A 17,938-nucleotide genomic window follows, 5' to 3' on the forward strand; every position below is an offset into this window, starting at 1 on the left:
CGCCATGGCACTGTTCAAGCGTAACGACAACAAAGATCAAGCTGCCGAAGTTTTGGCCGAGAATCACGTCGAGGGCATGGCTGAGGATTTGGCCGAAGGTCAGGCCGAGGGTCAGCCCGAGGACACCCCCAGCACCGATCCCGACCCGCGCAAGCGCTTCGGCAAGCCCAAACGCAAGCCCAAGCGCGACCTGCGCGGCGTGGTGCGCATCGAGGAGCTGGAGCAGGCGCTGGCCAACCAGGGCCTCGACGACATCGACCCCGACGCGGTCGTGTCCATGTACATGCCCAAGCGCCGCATGGAGCGCATCGGCACGGCGTTGCTGCGCATGGACAAGCTGCAAAAGGCCCTCGTGGTGCTGGCGCTTGCCTTTGGCGTGTTGTTCGCCCTGTCGTTTATGCAGGAAAACATGGGTAACTTCACCATCAACCTCAACCGCCTGGAGCTGTTCCGCCGCGGCGTGGCCATTGCCGACAACGGCGACTTTAACAACGCCACCGCACGCTTGGCGGCTGACGCCGTGGATAACGGCACCAATATCGCTGCCGAGGATCTGCCCGACAACCTGGACGACATCGACGGTAGCCACAACGGCAAGAACTACGTGGCGTACACCTTCTATATCCGCAACGCCGGCAAGACCGACCTGGGCTACAGCGCCAAGCTCAAGGTGGTCAGCGCCAGCAAGGGCGTGGATAAGGCCGCGCGCGTGCGGGTGTATCGCAATGGCGAGCCCACCACCTATGCGGCGGCTGCGGCCGATGGCAGCCCCGAGCCCAACACCGAGCCGTTTGCGTCCAAAGACGTGGTGACGACCATCAGCCACAAGAACTTCCGCGTGGGCGATGTGGACAAGTACACCGTGGTCATTTGGCTGGACGGCGACGACCCGGAGTGCGTGGACAAGATCATCGGCGGCGCGGTGGAGTTCGGTTTTGATTTTGATTCGTCCGAGACCGACGACTCGAGCCTGTTCATTAAGTTCGTGCAGGATATTGCCGACACCCTGACCGGCAACGACCCCATTAGCGCGAGCGGCAACGAGGCGCCCGATTACTACAAGGAGCACAACGTGACGTGGAGCAACCGTCGCAACCAAAAGAACTCGCCCGCAGGGGACGGGGACAAGTAGAACGAACAAGCGCCGGGCCGGGATTGTTTCCCGGCCCGGCGCTTTTGTTATGCCGAGGCGTTGTCTTTGGAGGCGGCGCCGTTGCCCGCAGCGGCATCTAGCAGGAACAGTCGCAGCGCGAGCTTGATCGCGTAGCCCGGTTTGACCTGTGCCGCGTCTCCCATGCGTTCGTCCAGATCGCTACAGTAGGCGTAAACCTCGCGAATGAGGTCCGCGCCCGAGAGGGTGAACATGTAGCCCGAGTCCGAAAGCGCGTTGGGTGCTGCGGGCAGCCCCGCGGCCGCACAAAAGCTCGCGAGGTCGGGGCCCATGACGGCCTCGTAGTCAATCGCACGTCCACCGTCCTGGGCGGCTTGCTCCTGCTCGCGGGTGTGCGACAGCGCCGCCGCCAGTACAAAACTGGGCGTGGGCGCGTTGACGTCGTCGGTGGTGGCGACGAGCTTGCCGGCCGCCTGCGTGACCAACCAGGCGACTTCGCGCTGGCAGCGAACGGCTTTGCGCGTCACCGGCTTGATCGATCCGGCAGAAACGCTTCCCTTGGGTTGATTGGCCATGGCCATGGGGCCCTCCCAACAAATAGCCCGCTAAGCAGGCAAAATTTCACGTTCTGCACCAGTATAGCGAGTGGGGAAGGGCTAAGGGCGAAGCTCGGTGGGGGGTGTAGGTATGTGCTGGCATGGCACTGCGGCCGCAAACCTTAAGAGAAGCTTATGGCTTTGCGGAAGCGCGTGGCCAAATAAGGTGAACAGCGTTTGCTCAGTTCCATACCTAGCCCAAGGTAGGCCCATGAATCTGCCGGAATGTAAGGCCTCGAAAACTCATAAGGAAATCGTAAGAATTATGGTATCCTCAATTCCAAATTTTAAGGATGGGCAAGCAACATCCAACACGAAAGCACGGGCTCCCCTTCCGGGCTTCTCGGGGGTCATCTGGGACGAATGGGGAAAGAAAGGGGTCCGTATGGATACCAAGGCATTAAAGAAGCAGATGGGCGCCGCCATCGCCATGGTGCTGGTAGCAGCCGTAGCGCTGGGCTCTGCCACGTTCGCATGGTTTGTGACGAACAACAAGGTTGACGCCACCACGAGCACGATTTCCGCTCAGTCGAACGCGGCGTTCATGACCATTGCGAATGGCCCGACGGGCGCAAAAGACGTCGATGCCACATCGGTCACTACTGGGGTCGGCACCAAGTCACTCTTCCCCGCGACCTATGGCGAGGAAACTGGGGCGGAAAAAGGTGTTTGGATGTCCGGTTACGGTACGGAACTCGATAATGGCGCCCTTAAGGACGGTTTGTTCAAGTGCAAGGGCGGAGATGCGGACGAGGGTTCAACTGATGCCGCTATCAAGGGCGGCTATGCTCTCGAGCAGGTTTACAACGTCAGCTCAAAGGGCCAGAACCTTTCTAAAATTCTTGTCGAAAAGATCGAGGGTATTACCGACACTACTCAAAACCCGAGCCTGAAGAAGGCCCTGCGCGTTCTTGTTACTAGTGCCGATGGAAGCAAATGGGAGGTGTACGGTCTGAACGCAGCGGGCGATAAATTTGAGAAGAAGCTCGCCTCCGATAACTTTGATTCCTATGGTAACGTTACCGCCAATGAAGATACGGCGTTGAAGGTTTACCTCTACTACGAGGGTAAGGATGCCAACGTAACCACCGAGAATCTGCAGAACCAAAGTCTTACTGCTACTAACGCCGTGACCATTACGTTCACCGCAACTGCGGACAATAAGTAATCGCAGCTACGATTTATGGCTTGCGAAGGGCAGGTTCCCGGCCCGGGATCCTGCCCTTTTCCGTAACGAAGGGAGGCGACGGGTATGCGCGATTCAGTAAAGAGACTTAAGGTTCAGCTTGTTGGAGCGGCGTTGACCGTCGTCGTCTCAGCGGTGGCGCTTTCTGCAACTACCTACGCATGGTTTGTCTCCAATAATAGAGTCCATGCAACTACGAGCACTATTTCCGCTCAAGCGAATGGTATGGTGCTGCAAATTGCTCAGGGCAAAAATATTAACCATGACGGTTCGGATAAGCAGACCACTGCCAGCTCGGCTGGCCATGAAATCAGCCCTTCATCGACCAACGATGCTCAGTCTTGGTTCGTTCCCAAGTCCTGGCAGGGAACTAATGTCTCCGGTTACCAGAAGGCCAGCACAGATGTTGGAGGCAAGTACACGCTGACGAGCGGCACCGATTCCTATTACGCCTATGTCGCCGCTGACTACACCCTCTACACCGTGACGAATACCGGCATCGCGGATGTTTATCTCGACGGCACGAATCCCGTCACCGTCAAGCCTTCCGGCAACGTAACGAATGAATGGTTTAACAAAATCAAGGGTAGCCTGCGCGTTGGCATTGTTATTAACGACGAGCTTAAGGTCGTTTATGCTCCCGTTGAACCTTCGACTACTGAGCATGGCAACGATGCCTCCTCAACGATTGGTTGGAGTTGCGTCGCATCCGAAGGAACGACGACCCAAGCGCCGTCGTACGCGCATATTACCGGCACGACCCTAACTGACCAGAGCGGCGGCGATTGGGCCGCTACCGGATCGGGCGGCTCTTATTCCAAACCTGCTGGAGCAAATCCGCGAGCCATCGCGAAGAACGTTGGCTACAACGGCACGAATATGAAGATCGTCATCTGGATGGAAGGCACCGATTCCGACTGTCAAAACTGGTCCGAGCAGGGCAAGAACACCACTGCTCCGACCTTTGACGTAACGGTCAGCTTGGTCGGTATCGTTCCTGATTCCAAGTAGGGCTAAGCCATTAGCTAGATTTGTCTGATAGGGGCCGCTTCAACCGAAGCGGCCCCTTTCTTGTGCGGTGGCTTTGCGCAAAACGGTTGCTCATGAGCCCGCGTAGATCGGCGATAATGTGGGGAACTGTTCTTCCTGGAGGTTCCTTATGGACGGCATCGCTTCTAGTATTCCGCTGATTGCTCGGCCGAGTTTCGACAACGCTTGCAGCTTTGTGCCGTCCGAATATGTCCAGGCCTGGGAGTGGTTCTTGCGTGAGGAGCAGCGTGGCGGCCTGTGGGACAAGCTCCCGCATCGCACCAATGCCGATAGCCCTCAATATCCCTTTCGCCTGACGATTGATTCCGAGCTCTTTCCGGTGTCGCGCGATTCGGGCATCTTCTGGCCTGGTCGCGAGCGCGTTAAACATCCGCGTGAGAAAACCTTCGCCCTTTCGGTGCACAATTCCAAGCGCGGTGCCTATCCCGATGTTCCGCCGCTCTATCTTGAGGACGGCACGTGGGTGCTCAAGTACTCGTCGCAAAGTGCTTCGGTCGAAAACTGGCGCGACCAGGACTACAACCAAAAGATGATCAACTGCATGGAGTGTGGCGTTCCCGTTGGCGTGTTCTTTGCAACGAGCGCTGGCTACAAGGTGCTGGGCCTAGCGTTCGTCGAGCGTTACGAGCCTGAGAACAGCTGGTTTGTACTGCATGGTCCTGTCCATAAAGGTGGACCCGACGCGCGCTTTTTCCCCGATATGAGCTACATGAAGGATGCTCCGGTTGCGGCGGAGTTTTCCGGCGCTCCGGCGAGCGACGATGAAAAGGCTCGCTATGCGCTGCGCCGCGAGCGAATCGGCCAGCAGCGCTTTCGCACGCAGCTCTTTGAGGCCTATACCGGTCGATGCGCCGTCTCGGGTTGCAATGTTAACGAAGCGCTCGAAGCTGCGCATATTGAGAACTACTCGGGTCCTAAGTCGCAGGTTGTCAGCAACGGCATTCTGCTGCGCCGCGACCTGCACTCGCTGTTCGACGCCCATCTGATTTCGTTTGAGTTGGTGCGCGGCGACTATCAACTATGCGGATCGTACCTTCTGCGGCATACGGATTATGCGACGTTTGCGGGCTCGGTGTTGCGCGAGCCGGACGAACATTGCTTGCGTCCCAACGCTCGATTCCTCGAGGCTCATCGCGCCGAGTTCGATTTCTCGGAATCGCGGCGTCGGGCGGAGGGCGTTGCTCCGTATTAGTCGGCTGTTGCCCGTCGCAACCCAATCATGTCGATTGACCGGATCGCGCCGCGCCACAGCAAGAGCCGTCCGATCCTGCCATCCTCTCCTCAGCAGGCAAAACAGGAAAGGGGAGGCCATGGGGTGGCGAAGCGATATCGCGCGCGGCGCATACGGAAACTTACCGCGCACTCTGATGGATCGGAGCTTATTTCCGCTCGTCGAGGCTAACTGCAGCCAAATCTGTCTGCCCTGCCCTCGCTGCGGTGCAGGCCTCCCATGCCTAGACATCAACTTCATCGACGCCCGCGACAAGCGCGCCGCCGACCCGCGTGCTCGAACGGGTCTGCGTTTTCCGGTCTATCCTCAACAATGCCCAGCCTGCGGATGTGCCATTACCTATGACGATGCCGATGCCTAATCCCCTGCTAGCGAGCGAGGATTTTTGGACGTTTGAAAACTGAGGGTGGATAATCTCCCGTTTTTGGGCTGAAAAGCTGTCGAAAATGGGAGATTATCCACCCTCGAGCAAAGCTGCCGGGTACTTCTGCCTCTGGGCGGTAGCTTGCTGCCAGAAGTGCTCACCGGTCCCCAAGCTTGGGGTTATAGCTTACGGACAGGCAACTCATCTACCTGCGTATACTCGATTTTCGAGGAAATCTGGACTCGATTTTCGAGCTTTGCCCTACAGGTAAATCCCCTCGCATAGGGTCTTGTGGAACTGGGTGTGGTGGTCGCGTGCCCAGGTAAAGAGCGCCTGGTCAAAGTTGTCCTGAGCGGCGGGGATGCCAAAGACGCCGGCGACTTCCACGCGCACAAACTCCAGCGCGGGCAGTTTGTTGATGGCCGTGAGCGCAAACGGCGACGTGGGCTCCTCGAACAGGTAATGGCTGCCTTGCAGCGCGCCGCAGGCGGTGCAGGTGCTGGCGAGCGATACGGTCTTGGTGGTGCGCGACGTTACGGGCTTGTAGCCGCAGCGCTCGCGCAGGTAGTCGCGGATCTCGGCCGGCACGCAGCCCAGTGCGGGGACGATGGCTATGGCGTTGGCGCGGGCGGTGTCGATCGCAATGTGGCCCGCATCGACCATGGCGGGCGCAGTGCTGGGCGCAGCCTTGCTGCCCGAGTCCTCGGCCACCCGATACGGAATGCCAAAGGCCGCGACCGTCGTCTGCTCGTGGCACTTCCAACATTCGCGCTTGCCCAGCACCAGGTAGATGTAGGGCGTGCTGGGGTCGGAGCGATCCACGCCGGGCAGCCACGCGGCAAAGGGCTCGGGGTTGACGCCATCGGGCACGTACCAGATCTTCTTGACCCGGTCCCACTTGGCGCCCAGGGCCTTGGCCTCGTCTTTGTACGAAAAGGGAACATCGAGCTCGGTGCGCATGGCGGCTCCTTTGTGCGGCTTGCGGTGCATTGGTTTCAAGGATACCCCAGCGGTGGATAGTCGATGCGCGCGGATTGGCCTGGCGGGATTTAAGCTGGTGGTCGGCGCTGTTTGCTGTAGTGGCGGGGCGGCTGAGACGCGGCGCGTGGCCTCCGGGCGAGCGCCTCGACCACCCGAGAAGTCGCGGACCGTTTTGGCGAGGACGCGCCGTCAAGCAAACGGGCAAGTAAATGGTCAGCTTTTGGTCAGTTGAGCGGCAAGCTTGCCAAAAGCTTGACGGATTTACATTTAGACGTCGGCGAATGAGCACTTTGAATGCGTCGCGGCAGACTATTGCCGGTCGTTTGACGAAAACTTGTCGGGGCTGCTGCTTGCCGCCGATGCACATGCTATCTTCGCGCCATGAGCTACTTTATCGTTTCACATAACGCTGCGTTGGCGCTTTTGGCGCACCTGCCGAACCCTCGATTTGGGGATTCGGAACCAGAGGTCGTGTCGATTGCGGGCGCCTGCGCGCTGTCGGACCAAGAGGCGCAGGACTTTATCGATCGCTATGACCTGGGGATCCAAGCGCTGGATCTGCTGGTGCCGTCGCGCGCCGACCGTCGGCGGAGCAAGCACGTTAAGACGCACCTGTGCACCAACGAGCTCCCGGCGGGCTCGTTTATCTCGCTGGGCCACTGGATGGGCGGCCTGGATGCGTATGTGTGCTCCCCCGAGCTGGCGTTTGTGCAGGCTGCGCACGACAGCTCTGCGGCCGAGGCCATCTATGCCGGCTATGCCATGACATCGAACTACCGGTTGGATAACCTTGCGCCCGGTGGGGTGACAAGCAGGGATGGGGGCATGCGCGATAGCAGGCTCACGACCAAGGAGCTCATTGCGGCGTACCTTGACCGGGCGTCAAAGGTGAGAGGTGTCGCCAAGGCGAAGGCGTTGCTTCCGTACGTGGAAGAGGGCTCGCGGTCTCCAAGGGAGTCGGGGCTTTGCATGTTTATGTCGCTGCCTGCGCATTACGGCGGGCTTGCGCTGGGCAAGGCCGAGCTGAACAAGAAGTACTTCATTCGTGACGGTTACAACGATGGGCGTAACCACAAACTGCGCGTGTTGGAGCGCACGCCCGACATAACGCTTACGGCGAAAGCAGAGGTGGGCCTGGATAAAGTAAGGGCTGGCTTGCTGCCCGAGGTGCTTACCGCGCTGGTCGATTACGACAGCGACGCTATCCATGATGGAAGCGAAAAAATCCACAAGGATGCCGAGCGCCGCAACGAACTGCAGATGCTCAATGGGGTCGCGTACTTTACGGTGACGACTGACCAGGCGAGCGACTACGAAAAGCTCGTTCGCCTGTGCGAACGCATTCGGCGCAAGCTGCATCGGAATAAGCGACCTATCTTTAACAGGCCCATGACGGAGGAGCAGCGATATCTTGCCCTTGCGCGCGTCGAAACGAAGCGGTTTAAGCTTTGGCAAACCGTCATCGACGCGCATCGGCATTGGTAGAGGCGGTTGTTGGTCGTGGGGGCTAACGGCCTTATTTCCAGGTCTAATACTTTTCCGCGAAGTGAACGAGTCAAAACGGGCCCCCGAAGCATCGACACTTTTGGTGACTCGTTTCCTGCAGTTTTGCCATTGGGATCCTGCGGTTTTTGGCTTCGAAAAGTGTGCATGCTTCGGGGGTCCAAATAAGCTCGTTCACTTCGCGGAAAAGTATTAGACCTGACTATAGGAAGGTTGTCCGGATGTGGCATCGAGGCCCATCCAGGCCCGGTTGAGGCGGTCGCCAAGACTGTTTGGGCGACTGTGGTCTTGGTTGGGGTGGCCCCCGGTGTTGTCGAGATCACTTTTGGCTCGGTTGGTGTGGTTGTCGACGGCGCGGAAGCGGCTTTGGGCTTGGTTGGGGTGGTTGCTGGCGTTGTTGAGGCGGCTTTGGGTGCCGCGCCGTCCTCTTGGCTTGGCGGCGTAAAACAAAACAGCTCAGAGGCGAAGCCTCTGAGCTGCGAACATTTGGTGGGCGTTAGAAGATTTGAACTTCTGACCTCTTCCGTGTCAGGGAAGCGCTCTCCCCCTGAGCTAAACGCCCGATCAAGGGTGCGCGAGTGCGCAGGGAATAATATAACGGAGCTCCCACCCGGTGGCAAGAACTATTTTAAAAAACTGGTGAATTGTGGCCCCATCGGAGCCTGTCGCAGCGCGAACAGCACACGAAAAGTCGCGTTTGTACCCCCGATGAACTGCACGTTCGCGTAAAATAATGCCCATTATGGGCAAATGATGTCCAGGTAGTTTGCAACATGGCATCTGGGGGAGGGGCATGTCGGACGCGCGCTCGCTGCGAAAACAGTTCAATCGCATGCTCGCCACGCTGCTGGTGGCCCTTGCCGCTGCCGGAGCCGTAACGTATGCTTGGTACATCTACAACGCCAACCGCCACATCACCGATGTCAAGATGGCCGCCGGCACGGGCGTTACCTTCCTTATCTCCAACGAGTACGACGGCGAATACAAAACCAACGCCGGTCTGAGCTTTTCGGGCCTGCTCGATCCCGTCTCGACCGACAATGTGCTCAACGGCTTCCAAAAGGTAACGGGCTTTACCGGCGGAACCACCCAGGACTCGCTCTTTGCCAGCATGTTTGGCGCCGCCGAGCATTCCGACTACTACAAGACCTCCCTGTACCTGGCCACCAACTCGGCCGCGACCGATGTGTACCTGTCGGGCATCGACTTTACCGAGCAGGACCCGGCAAGCCCCATCTCCACCGCCCTGCGCGTGGGCCTGGTTACCTATGCTCCGGGGCAGGGCGACACCGTTACGGGGCAGTACATCTTTGAGGTCTCGGGCGAGCACAATCCTCAGACGCGCTACAACACACTCGACGGCAAGGATGCCGGCGAGAACGAGCAGAATCACCTGGTGCTCGACAGCACCCGCTCCGATGGAACAACAGTTCATTTTGACCAGCTGACCAGCGCAAATTTCTGCGACTACAACGAAGACACCGGCATCGTGAGCCTCAAGGAGGCCACGACCAAGATCTGCAGCCTGCCCGCCGCTGCCAAGGGCACCAACCGCAGCACGCCCGTGCGTGTGGATGTGTACGTGTGGTTGGAAGGCTGCGACCCCGACTGCACCAACAACCTGGCCGCCACCAGCCTGCAATCGCTGGCGCTGCGCTTTGCCGGCAAGCGTTCGTAAGGGGGCCGGATATGAGTGCATCGAACATCAAAGACATCCTAAGCTCGCGCCGTCGCATGGTTGCCGCGGCCGCATGGATGCTGGTGCTGGTGGCCGCCCTGAGCGTCGCCACCTACGCCTGGTTTAGCAACTCGCGCTACACCAACGTGACGCCCGTGGCGCACACGGTAAGCGACGAGAGCTCCGACCTGCAGATTGGCCTTTCGGCCAAAGGACCCTGGGACACGACGGCAACGCTTGCCGCCGCCGACAAGACACTCTATCCCATCTCGACGGCAGACCTTTCCCGCTTTTGGCGCGGCACGTTCCAAAACGCCGCCGGCATCACGACCGACTACGCCGACTGCACCGCGCAGCTGGACGACTACGCCCTTTCGGGCACGCTGTACCTTAAGGGTAGCGATAGCGCGCTCAACGTGTATCTGTATCAGGGCCAGATGAGCGTGACGAGCGATCCGCAGCTGCTGGCCGCGCTGCGCCTGGGTCTGGTCATTACGACCCAGTCGGGCACGCAGACGCATATCTTTACCTGCGATGACCTGGGCAACACCGCAGGCGCCACCAGTAGGCGCACCACCGCGCAAGACGGCGTGGTTGCGGCAGCCGGCGCCTCGGGCTGGATCTACACCGCCGATCCCGCACGCGCCATAAGCGCCTACAGCATGGACGGCACCGGCGACACGCCCACGGCGCGCGCAGGCGTCACGCCCATCTGCACGCTGGCCGCCAACGAGGTGGCAAGCGTTCGCTACGTTGTGTACATGGAAGGCTGCGACGCCAATTGCATCGACGAGGCCCAGGCCCGCGATGTGGTGCTGCAGCTTGCTTTTGCCGCGGCCAAGGCATAAGGGGGCGAATCGTCATGGAAGATAAGCAGCACATGCCAGCAGATAGCCGCGAGACCAAAACCGAGGGCACGAGCCCCGCGGTCCCCTCCAGCGCGGTCGCCGAGCGCACACGCCCTGAGGGCGCCGCCGCCCGCCGTCACGCCCGTCGCGCGCGTGCCTACATCGCGCTCGTTATGGTGGCGCTCGCCGCCACTTTGGGCGCCGCGACCTACGCCTGGTTTACCAGCAACATGAAGGTCAACACCAACTCGGTGAGCGTGCACAGCGACACGTCCAAGCTGGTGCTGGAGTTGGGCGATGCCGATCGCGGCAACTGGTCGCAGCAGGGCGATGCGTCTCTGGCCTCCACCGCGAGCGGGGCCGTGACGCTCTACCCGGTCTCGACCTTTGACCTCAACGGCTTTGCTGCCTGCGCGCAAAACAACTCAGCCGGCGATGCCACGGTGTTTGAGCAGGCAAAAGACAACGGCTCCACGTTTTATCACGGCTGGATCGACCTGCGCCCCATCATTACCGGAACGGGCGCCGGCAAAGTAAAGGGCAGGGTCAGCTTGTATCTGGCCGAATCGCTGGTTCCGCAGGGGGCCGATGCCGAGCTGCTGCGCGCAGCTCGCGTGGGCATTAAGATCTCGAGCGGCAATCAGGTGCTTGCCGCCAACATCTTTGAGCTCGACAGCTCCGACGGCGGCCATCGCGGCGAGCATCCCACGACCGCCCCAGCTGGCCTTGCCGGCTACGCCGATGGCATGCTGCTGGGCTGGCAAAACGGCCAGCTCGCTTGCGGTGTCAACGTGACACAGGACCCGGCCGCCTTTACGCTGGACACGAGCGAGACGGCCACGCGCCCGCAAAACGCGCTCGCCACGCTGGGGCTTGGCCAGACCTATCGTCTGGACATCTATTACTACATCGAGGGCACCGACCCCGATAGCGCCGACTACCTGCATCAAGACCCGGGCACCCTGCACCTGGCGCTCTTTGCGACCCTGGACGGTGAGTAGCCATGACGCGTAAGCAACCCGCCGCCAGCTGCACGCCCGCCACCGGCAAGCCCGCCGGCGCCGCCGCGCCCGCCGACACCGACCTGCGCCGCAAGCTCACCACCACTGTGGTTCTGGTGCTGTTTGCGCTGGTGGCGATAGCCATGGCAACGTTCGCCTGGTTCTCAATCGCCGATAGTGCCAAGACCCGCATGCTCATGATCGACGCCAACGCCGACGGCTCGCTGCGCTTTGACCTGGACGAGCACGCCACCTTCGACGAATACGTGCACAGTCTGGGCTTTGACCGGATCTCGGCACGTATCGCCAGCGAAAAGGGCGTGGACATCGATGCATCCAGGCTCAAGCCCGTCACCACGAGCGACTACCAGACTTTTACCTTCGAGGACGGCTCCACCGCCGATCCCGCGACCGGCGCCTACCTGGAGTTCACGCTGCACTTTATGAGCAGTACGGACCTGCGCGTTCGCCTGACCGGGCAGGACGGCGACGGTGGCGCGTCCGGCACGCGATTTAGCTCCGACACGCAGGGCATGGCCAGCGCCATGCGCATGAGCTTTACCGCCGACGGTCACACCTGGGTCTACAACCCCAACGGAGGCGGGGGCTCGTCTGGTGCGGCCACCGTCTTTGGGCTTGACTCGGGAGTAGCGAACGCGGCCAGCGACATGTTCGACCTAATAAAAGATACGGACAAGCCGGTAACCGTTCGCATATGGCTCGAGGGAACGGACCCAAATTGCACTAATATGCTAAAGGGAGCTAACTATTCGGTTTCGATGCGCTTTGAGGGCATCGAGGAACAGTAGATATGCACGGCGGCCATCGGGCCGCGCACGACCTAGTCAGACACGGTAGTAAGGGACATCATGCAATCTGTTAAAAAGGCCGCATCCATCGCACTGAGCGTCGTCATGTGGATCATCATCCTGGTGGCGGCCCTGTACGCGTTTACCACGCTCGCCACGCGCGAGGACGGCAGCGTCTCGGACATCGCCGGCTTCACCCCGCTCGCCGTACAGTCCGACTCCATGGCGCCCACGTTTAACAAGGGCGACCTCATCGTCATCAAAAAGTGCGACATCTCCAAGCTCGAGGTGGGCGACATCGTGACGTTCCACACCATTATCGACAACGAGTACGCGCTCAACACGCACCGCATCGCCGCCATCGACGAGGTCAACGGCATGCGCAGCTTTACCACCAAGGGCGATAACAACGACGTGGCCGATTCGCACATCATCAGCGACGGCGACATCGTGGGCAAGTACGTGTTCGCGCTGCCGCAGATGGGCAAGGTCATGGACTTCCTGTCCAGCTCCATGGGTTTCCTCATCGTAATCGTGCTGCCCATGCTGCTGTTCTTTATCTACCAGGTGTATCACCTCATCGTGGTCGGCATGAACCTCAAGCGCGCCATGGCCGAGGAGGACCGCCTGGCCGCCGCGGCTGCCATCGTGGATGCCGAGGGCAAGGGCGCTGACGCCACCATCACCGCCGATAACGCCGCCGAGCAGCTCGCCCAGGCCGAGGCCAAGCTCGAGGAGGCCCGTCGTCTGAAGGCCGAGGCCGAGGCGGCGATGAACGCGACCAAGCAGGAGGATACCGACGGTGAGTGAGTTTCTGGGATTTGCCTGGGAGCTGCTGGCAAAGGTCGTCTACAACGTCGTTGCCGTTGTGAGCTCCATCCTTAACCTGCTGGTGTTTGGCTGGGTTGAGTACTTCAACATCTTTATGACCTACTTCACCACGTTTGACCTGGTGGGCAAGATCGGCGCGATCATTCTGTTTGCCATGCTCATCGCGGTCCCCGTGCTGATCGTGGCCATTCTGGTCCACCGCTACCGCATCAACCGCCGTCTGCATCGCGACGATACGTCCAACAAGGCGCTCTATCGCGAGATCGGCCGCCTGAACAAGCAGGTACTCGACCTCATGGACGAGAAGAACAAGCTGCTGGCGCTCAAGGTCAATGCCATGGGCGGTACCAAGCAGATTCCGTACGTGGGCGCCTCGGCCCTGGCCGACGACCACCTGCCCACGGTGGGCAACGTGGTGGGCGCCGCTGCAGGTGCCGGCACGGGTGCCGGCGCGGGCGAGGGCGCCACGGCCGCCGTGGTGTCGGGCAACGCGTCGCTCGCGCTTGATGGCGAGGGCGTCAAGGACGCCGCGGCCGCCATGGCCAAGGCCACCGTTGAGGCCAAGACCCTTGCCGAGGAAAAAGAAATCGCCCAGGCCAACCGCTTCCCCAAGCTGTCCCTGGTGGACCTTAAGTACCGCGACTGGGAGTCGCCGGTCTACGACGATGCCATCTCGCTGGAGGACTTTGTCGACAGCTTCCGCGCGTTTGCGTGCAGCCAGATGAAGCTCTACTACACGCCCGAGATCATCCGCCGCTTTGTGGCCGGCATGGCCGCCTCCAAGCTGCTGATCCTGGAGGGCATCTCGGGTACCGGTAAGACGTCGCTGCCCTACAGCTTTAGCCGTTACCTGGACAACCCCGCGACCATCGTGTCTGTGCAGCCGAGCTTTCGCGATCGCACCGAGGTGCTGGGCTACTTTAACGAGTTTTCCAAGCGCTTTAACGAGACCGAGTTCCTCCGCGCCGTGTACGAGGCGGGCCTTCGCCAGGACCCGTCTATGATCGTGCTCGACGAGATGAACCTCGCCCGCGTGGAGTACTACTTTGCCGAGATCCTGTCGGTGCTCGAGATGCCCAGCCACGACGAGTGGGTACTCGATCTGGTCCCCACCCGGTGGGCCGCCGACCCCAAGGCTCTGCACGACGGCAAGCTCACCATCCCCGACAGCCTGTGGTTCATTGGCACGGCCAACAACGACGACTCCACCTTTACCATCACGGACAAGGTGTACGACCGTGCGATTCCCATCGAGCTCAACGAGCGTGCCGACGCGTTTGAGTGCGAGCCGCACGAGCGCGTGCACGTGACGGCCGAGCATCTGCAGTATCTGTTCCAAAAGGCCAAGGTCGAGTACGTGATCGACGAGGAGCTGCTCCAGAAGATGCATAAGCTGGACCAGTACCTGCAGACCCGCTTTAAGCTGGCGTTTGGCAACCGTATCATCAAGCAGATGTACGACTTTATCCCCGTGTACGTGGCGTGCGGCGGCACCGAGCTGGGCGGCATGGACTACATCATCGCCCGCAAGGTGCTCAAGAAGTTTGAGTCCATGAACGTGAGCTTTGTGCGCGACGAGATGAAGGGCCTGATCGAGTACATCGAGAAGACCTTTGGCGAGGGCGGCTTGCCCGATTCCGTCATGTATCTGCAGCGGATCCAGAACTTCTACTAATGCCGTAAGCGCGGGGCGTGGGACAAGACAATCAGTAGCGTTTGCCCTGTGTGGTGTCGCCACGCCCCTTACCGATCGATCCAACCTATGGAGTAACCCATGTCCGAGACCATTCAGGACCTCTATACCAGCTTCTCCGAGCAGATGGAGCCCATCCAGGAGGACAGCCGCTACTTCCGCTATCTGTTTGAGATGGCGCAGGCCTCGGGCACCACGATCGAGCAGCAGCGCGAGGAGCTCGTCAAGGTGGTGGACGAGGAATGGATTAGCATGATCGAGGACTCGCTCGACGCCATCAACACCATTATCGAAAAGCCGCGCCGCTTCATCACCACCGAGGAAGAGGTGGTGCCGGTCTCGCTTGCCAAAAAGATCAGCGCCGACAGCGTCCGTCATCTGAGCCAGAACACGCAGTTCCTGGCGCCGAGCGACGATGGCGGCGTCCATCCCACGCGCATCCTCAACGTCAATACCGTCGAGACGTACGACCTGTACGAGAACCGCTTTATCTACCATCTGATTCAGCGTCTGCTGACGTTTGTAGATAAGCGCACCGACGTGATCTTTTGGTCTACGGGCAACGAGATCCGCAACCGCTTTAAGATGCACAGTAAGATCGACGACGCGTACGAGGAGATCGAGTACAACGTCGAGATGACGGTCAAAAACCGCCAGAGCTTTGCCGAGAACGACGCCGACAACATGGACGTCTTTATGCGCATCGACCGCGTGCGCCGTCTGGTCATGGCGCTGCGCGGCGCGTCATTCTGCCAGATCATGAACGGCTGCAGCGCGGTCCGCAGCCCCATTCAGCGCACCAACCTCATCATGAAAGACCCCAACTACCGCAAGTGCTACCAGCTGTGGCAGTTTATGGAGCGCTACGACAAGGTGGGCTACAACATCGACGTGCAGCAGCAGGCGCTGGCGTTCGATGACGAGTACATGGTGCAGATGTACACCAACCTCATCAACAACTACACCGTCTTTAAGAGCCTGACCGACGACGAGCGCAACCTGCAGGAGCTCGAGAGCGTGCAACACGCGCCGGTGGCGCCCAAGTTTATTAAAGAGATCAAGGAAGAGCAGGTCGATAGCCCCGACCTGCCCGACGTCGAGGTCCGGCGCGTGTTTGTGGAGGAGGTCACGCAGGCCCAGCTCGATGCCGAGCAGGCGCTGGCCGAGGCGCGCGAGCAGATCGAGGAGCTGCAGGGGCAGGTCAAGTCTTGGAAGGTTCAGGCCCATGCGCTGACCGACGAGCGCGACGACCTGGCCGACGAGCTGGACGAGGCAAAGACGCGCGAGCTGGCGTTGACGCAGCGCGCGCAGATTGCCGAGGCTGATGTAGAGGAACTACGCGCTTCGCTGGAGGATGTCGAGGCCGGCAAGAAGGCTGCCGAGAATGCTGCCGTTGAGGCGCGCTCGACCGCGGCGGCCCAGCTTGAGCAGATGCGTGCCGAGGCCGATGCCGAGGTCTCAGTCGCCCGCGCCGACGCAGATGCTAGGGTCGCGGCTGCCGAGCAGACTGCTGCCGAGCAAGTCGCGCGGGTCAAGAGTGAGTCTGCCGCAGCCTTGGCTGCCAAGACAGCTGCCGACGCTGCCGAGCTGCAGGCCGCCAAGGACGCCGCCGCAGCCGAGCTTGCCGGCGTGCGCGAGGCGTCTGCCAAGGAGCTCGCCGAGGTGCATGCCAAGCTGGACGCCGCCAAGCTGCAGATCGAGGAAGTGCGGCTGGCGGCCGAGCGCGATGCCCGTGCCGCGCAGGAGACTGCCGACGTCGCCGCGGCCGAGGCGGAGCAGAAGCTCGCCGACACCGTTGCCGCGGCCGAGGAGAAGGTTGCCGCCGCCCAGCAGGCCGCCGATGCTGCGATCGACGCCGCCCGTGCTGCCGCCGATTCTGCCGTTGAGCAGGCTACGGTGGATGCCAGCGAGAAGGTCGCCGCTGCCGCTGCCGAGCGCGATGCCGCCGCGCGTGCCGCCGAGGAGGCTCGTGCCGACGCCGACGCGCGTATCGCTGCAGCTGAGCTCGAGGCGGGGGAGCGTATTGAGCAGGAACTCGCCGCCGCCAAGGCCGCGCACGAGCGCGAGCTCGAGGCCGCCCGCGCGGAGATGCAGCAACGCTTGGACTTGTTGGCACAGGAGCTGGAGCAGTCCGAGCGCGATCGCGCCCGCGCCGAGCGCCGTGCCGAGGGCAACAGCCTGTCGCGCTATCTGCTGGCTCGCTTGCGCGGAGAGGCCGCCGAGGGCGATGTCGCCACGACCGTTGAGGGAGATGAGACCGACGTTTCGGCATCTGACGCCACTGACGTCGAGCCTTCCGCAAAGGACGCCGACAAGTGATGAAGCATGTGCTCCGCGCGATCAACGTGCTGGCGACCGTGGTGATTCTCGTCGCCTTTGTGGTGCTGCTGCGCACGGTGTTCACGCCCGCTGGTGAGATCCCCACCATCATGGGCTATGGCTTTATGCGTACGCTGACCGGCTCGATGGAGCCGGCGATTCCCGTGCATTCGTTTATCGTCGTCGATACCGACAACAGCCAGGCCTACCAGGTCGGCGACATCATTACCTTCCATTCGTCCGATGACGCGCTGGAGGGTTCGCTCAACACGCATCGCATCGTTGCCGTGGAGGATGCGGCCGACGGCACGCCGGTCTACCACACCAAGGGCGATGCCAATCCGGTCGAGGATGCTGCGCCCGTGCCCGCCGCCGACGTGGTGGGGCGCGTGGTCTTTGTCTCGGCGGGGCTGGGCGTGGTGGTCTCGTTGCTCACCAATCCGCTGCTGTTCTTTCCGCTTATCGTGGTGCCGCTGATCGTGCTGCTGGTGCTCGAGATTCGCCATATGGTCAAGACAACGCAAGAGGTGGCACGCGCCGAGGACGAGGCCGCCCTGCGCGCAGCCGTGGAGCAGATTCGCGAAAAACGTCGCCGCGAGCAGGAAGGCCGGGACAGTGCCAAGGACCCAGGCGATGACGATCGTGCCCAGGGGCGTGCGGAAGCCGACCCCGACGCCCTCGACGATTCCAACCACTCGGCATAGCACGTCTGTGCCTTTCGTCCCTGCAAATTGGAC

Annotated in this window: 15 protein-coding genes and 1 tRNA gene; 13 read left to right on the forward strand and 3 right to left on the reverse strand. The window is 61.0% G+C overall.

Features of this window, described 5'->3' with window-relative positions; translation table 11 throughout:
* Window positions 1-4 precede the first annotated feature (4 nt).
* Window positions 5-1,132 (forward strand): hypothetical protein, encoded by a 1,128-nt coding sequence (locus DXD56_RS06785; RefSeq protein ID WP_117640665.1) that lies wholly within the window; start codon window positions 5-7, stop codon window positions 1,130-1,132.
* A gap of 47 nt (window positions 1,133-1,179) precedes the next feature.
* Here the strand turns inward: DXD56_RS06785 and DXD56_RS06790 are convergent, their stop codons facing one another.
* Window positions 1,180-1,692: a hypothetical protein gene (locus DXD56_RS06790; RefSeq protein WP_117640666.1), complete on the reverse strand. Its 513-nt coding sequence runs from the start codon at window positions 1,690-1,692 to the stop codon at window positions 1,180-1,182.
* Between the two features lie 400 nt (window positions 1,693-2,092).
* On the opposite strand from DXD56_RS06790, the gene DXD56_RS06795 reads away from it, so the two are divergent.
* From DXD56_RS06795 to DXD56_RS06805, 3 genes are all read left to right on the forward strand, one after another.
* Window positions 2,093-2,875 (forward strand): hypothetical protein, encoded by a 783-nt coding sequence (locus DXD56_RS06795; RefSeq protein WP_117640667.1) that lies wholly within the window; start codon window positions 2,093-2,095, stop codon window positions 2,873-2,875.
* A gap of 84 nt (window positions 2,876-2,959) precedes the next feature.
* A complete protein-coding gene (locus tag DXD56_RS06800) occupies window positions 2,960-3,904 on the forward strand; it encodes a hypothetical protein (protein WP_147325190.1) in 945 nt (314 codons plus the stop codon).
* A gap of 148 nt (window positions 3,905-4,052) precedes the next feature.
* Window positions 4,053-5,135: an HNH endonuclease gene (locus tag DXD56_RS06805; protein ID WP_117640669.1), complete on the forward strand. Its 1,083-nt coding sequence runs from the start codon at window positions 4,053-4,055 to the stop codon at window positions 5,133-5,135.
* 664 nt (window positions 5,136-5,799) lie between these two features.
* On the opposite strand, the gene DXD56_RS06815 is transcribed toward DXD56_RS06805, so the two are convergent.
* Window positions 5,800-6,498, reverse strand: coding sequence for a DUF5710 domain-containing protein (locus DXD56_RS06815; RefSeq protein ID WP_117640671.1), 699 nt, complete (start codon window positions 6,496-6,498; stop codon window positions 5,800-5,802).
* 492 nt (window positions 6,499-6,990) lie between these two features.
* Here DXD56_RS06815 and DXD56_RS06820 point away from each other — a divergent pair, with 492 nt between their 5' ends.
* Complete coding sequence (locus tag DXD56_RS06820) at window positions 6,991-8,004, forward strand: hypothetical protein (RefSeq protein WP_117640672.1); 1,014 nt, start codon at window positions 6,991-6,993, stop codon at window positions 8,002-8,004.
* Window positions 8,005-8,509: 505 nt separating this feature from the next.
* Here DXD56_RS06820 and DXD56_RS06825 read toward each other — a convergent pair.
* Window positions 8,510-8,584: transfer RNA gene (locus tag DXD56_RS06825), tRNA-Val, on the reverse strand.
* Between the two features lie 231 nt (window positions 8,585-8,815).
* On the opposite strand from DXD56_RS06825, the gene DXD56_RS06830 reads away from it, so the two are divergent.
* From DXD56_RS06830 to DXD56_RS06865, 8 genes are all read left to right on the forward strand, one after another.
* Entirely contained in the window at window positions 8,816-9,700 is an 885-nt protein-coding gene (locus DXD56_RS06830) for a hypothetical protein (protein ID WP_117640673.1), read from the forward strand.
* Window positions 9,701-9,711: 11 nt separating this feature from the next.
* Window positions 9,712-10,548: a hypothetical protein gene (locus DXD56_RS06835; RefSeq protein ID WP_117640674.1), complete on the forward strand. Its 837-nt coding sequence runs from the start codon at window positions 9,712-9,714 to the stop codon at window positions 10,546-10,548.
* A gap of 14 nt (window positions 10,549-10,562) precedes the next feature.
* Window positions 10,563-11,549, forward strand: coding sequence for a hypothetical protein (locus DXD56_RS06840; protein ID WP_117640675.1), 987 nt, complete (start codon window positions 10,563-10,565; stop codon window positions 11,547-11,549).
* Between the two features lie 2 nt (window positions 11,550-11,551).
* On the forward strand, window positions 11,552-12,358 hold the full coding sequence (locus tag DXD56_RS06845; RefSeq protein WP_117640676.1) for a hypothetical protein: 807 nt from the start codon (window positions 11,552-11,554) through the stop codon (window positions 12,356-12,358).
* A 60-nt stretch (window positions 12,359-12,418) separates the two neighbouring features.
* Window positions 12,419-13,168, forward strand: a complete 750-nt coding sequence (locus DXD56_RS06850; protein WP_117640677.1) for a signal peptidase I — start codon at window positions 12,419-12,421, stop codon at window positions 13,166-13,168.
* Window positions 13,161-14,864 (forward strand): hypothetical protein, encoded by a 1,704-nt coding sequence (locus DXD56_RS06855; RefSeq protein ID WP_117640678.1) that lies wholly within the window; start codon window positions 13,161-13,163, stop codon window positions 14,862-14,864. The genes DXD56_RS06850 and DXD56_RS06855 overlap by 8 nt, the downstream gene beginning before the upstream one ends.
* A 99-nt stretch (window positions 14,865-14,963) precedes the next feature.
* Window positions 14,964-17,201 carry a DUF2357 domain-containing protein gene (locus tag DXD56_RS06860; RefSeq protein ID WP_117640679.1) on the forward strand — a complete coding sequence of 746 codons (2,238 nt, stop codon included), beginning with the start codon at window positions 14,964-14,966 and terminating at the stop codon, window positions 17,199-17,201.
* Window positions 17,201-17,905, forward strand: coding sequence for a signal peptidase I (locus DXD56_RS06865; RefSeq protein WP_117640680.1), 705 nt, complete (start codon window positions 17,201-17,203; stop codon window positions 17,903-17,905). The genes DXD56_RS06860 and DXD56_RS06865 overlap by 1 nt, the downstream gene beginning before the upstream one ends.
* Window positions 17,906-17,938: the final 33 nt, after the last annotated feature.

It is taken from the genome of Collinsella sp. TM06-3, from assembly GCF_003436395.1.
Taxonomy (GTDB): Bacteria; Actinomycetota; Coriobacteriia; order Coriobacteriales; family Coriobacteriaceae; genus Collinsella.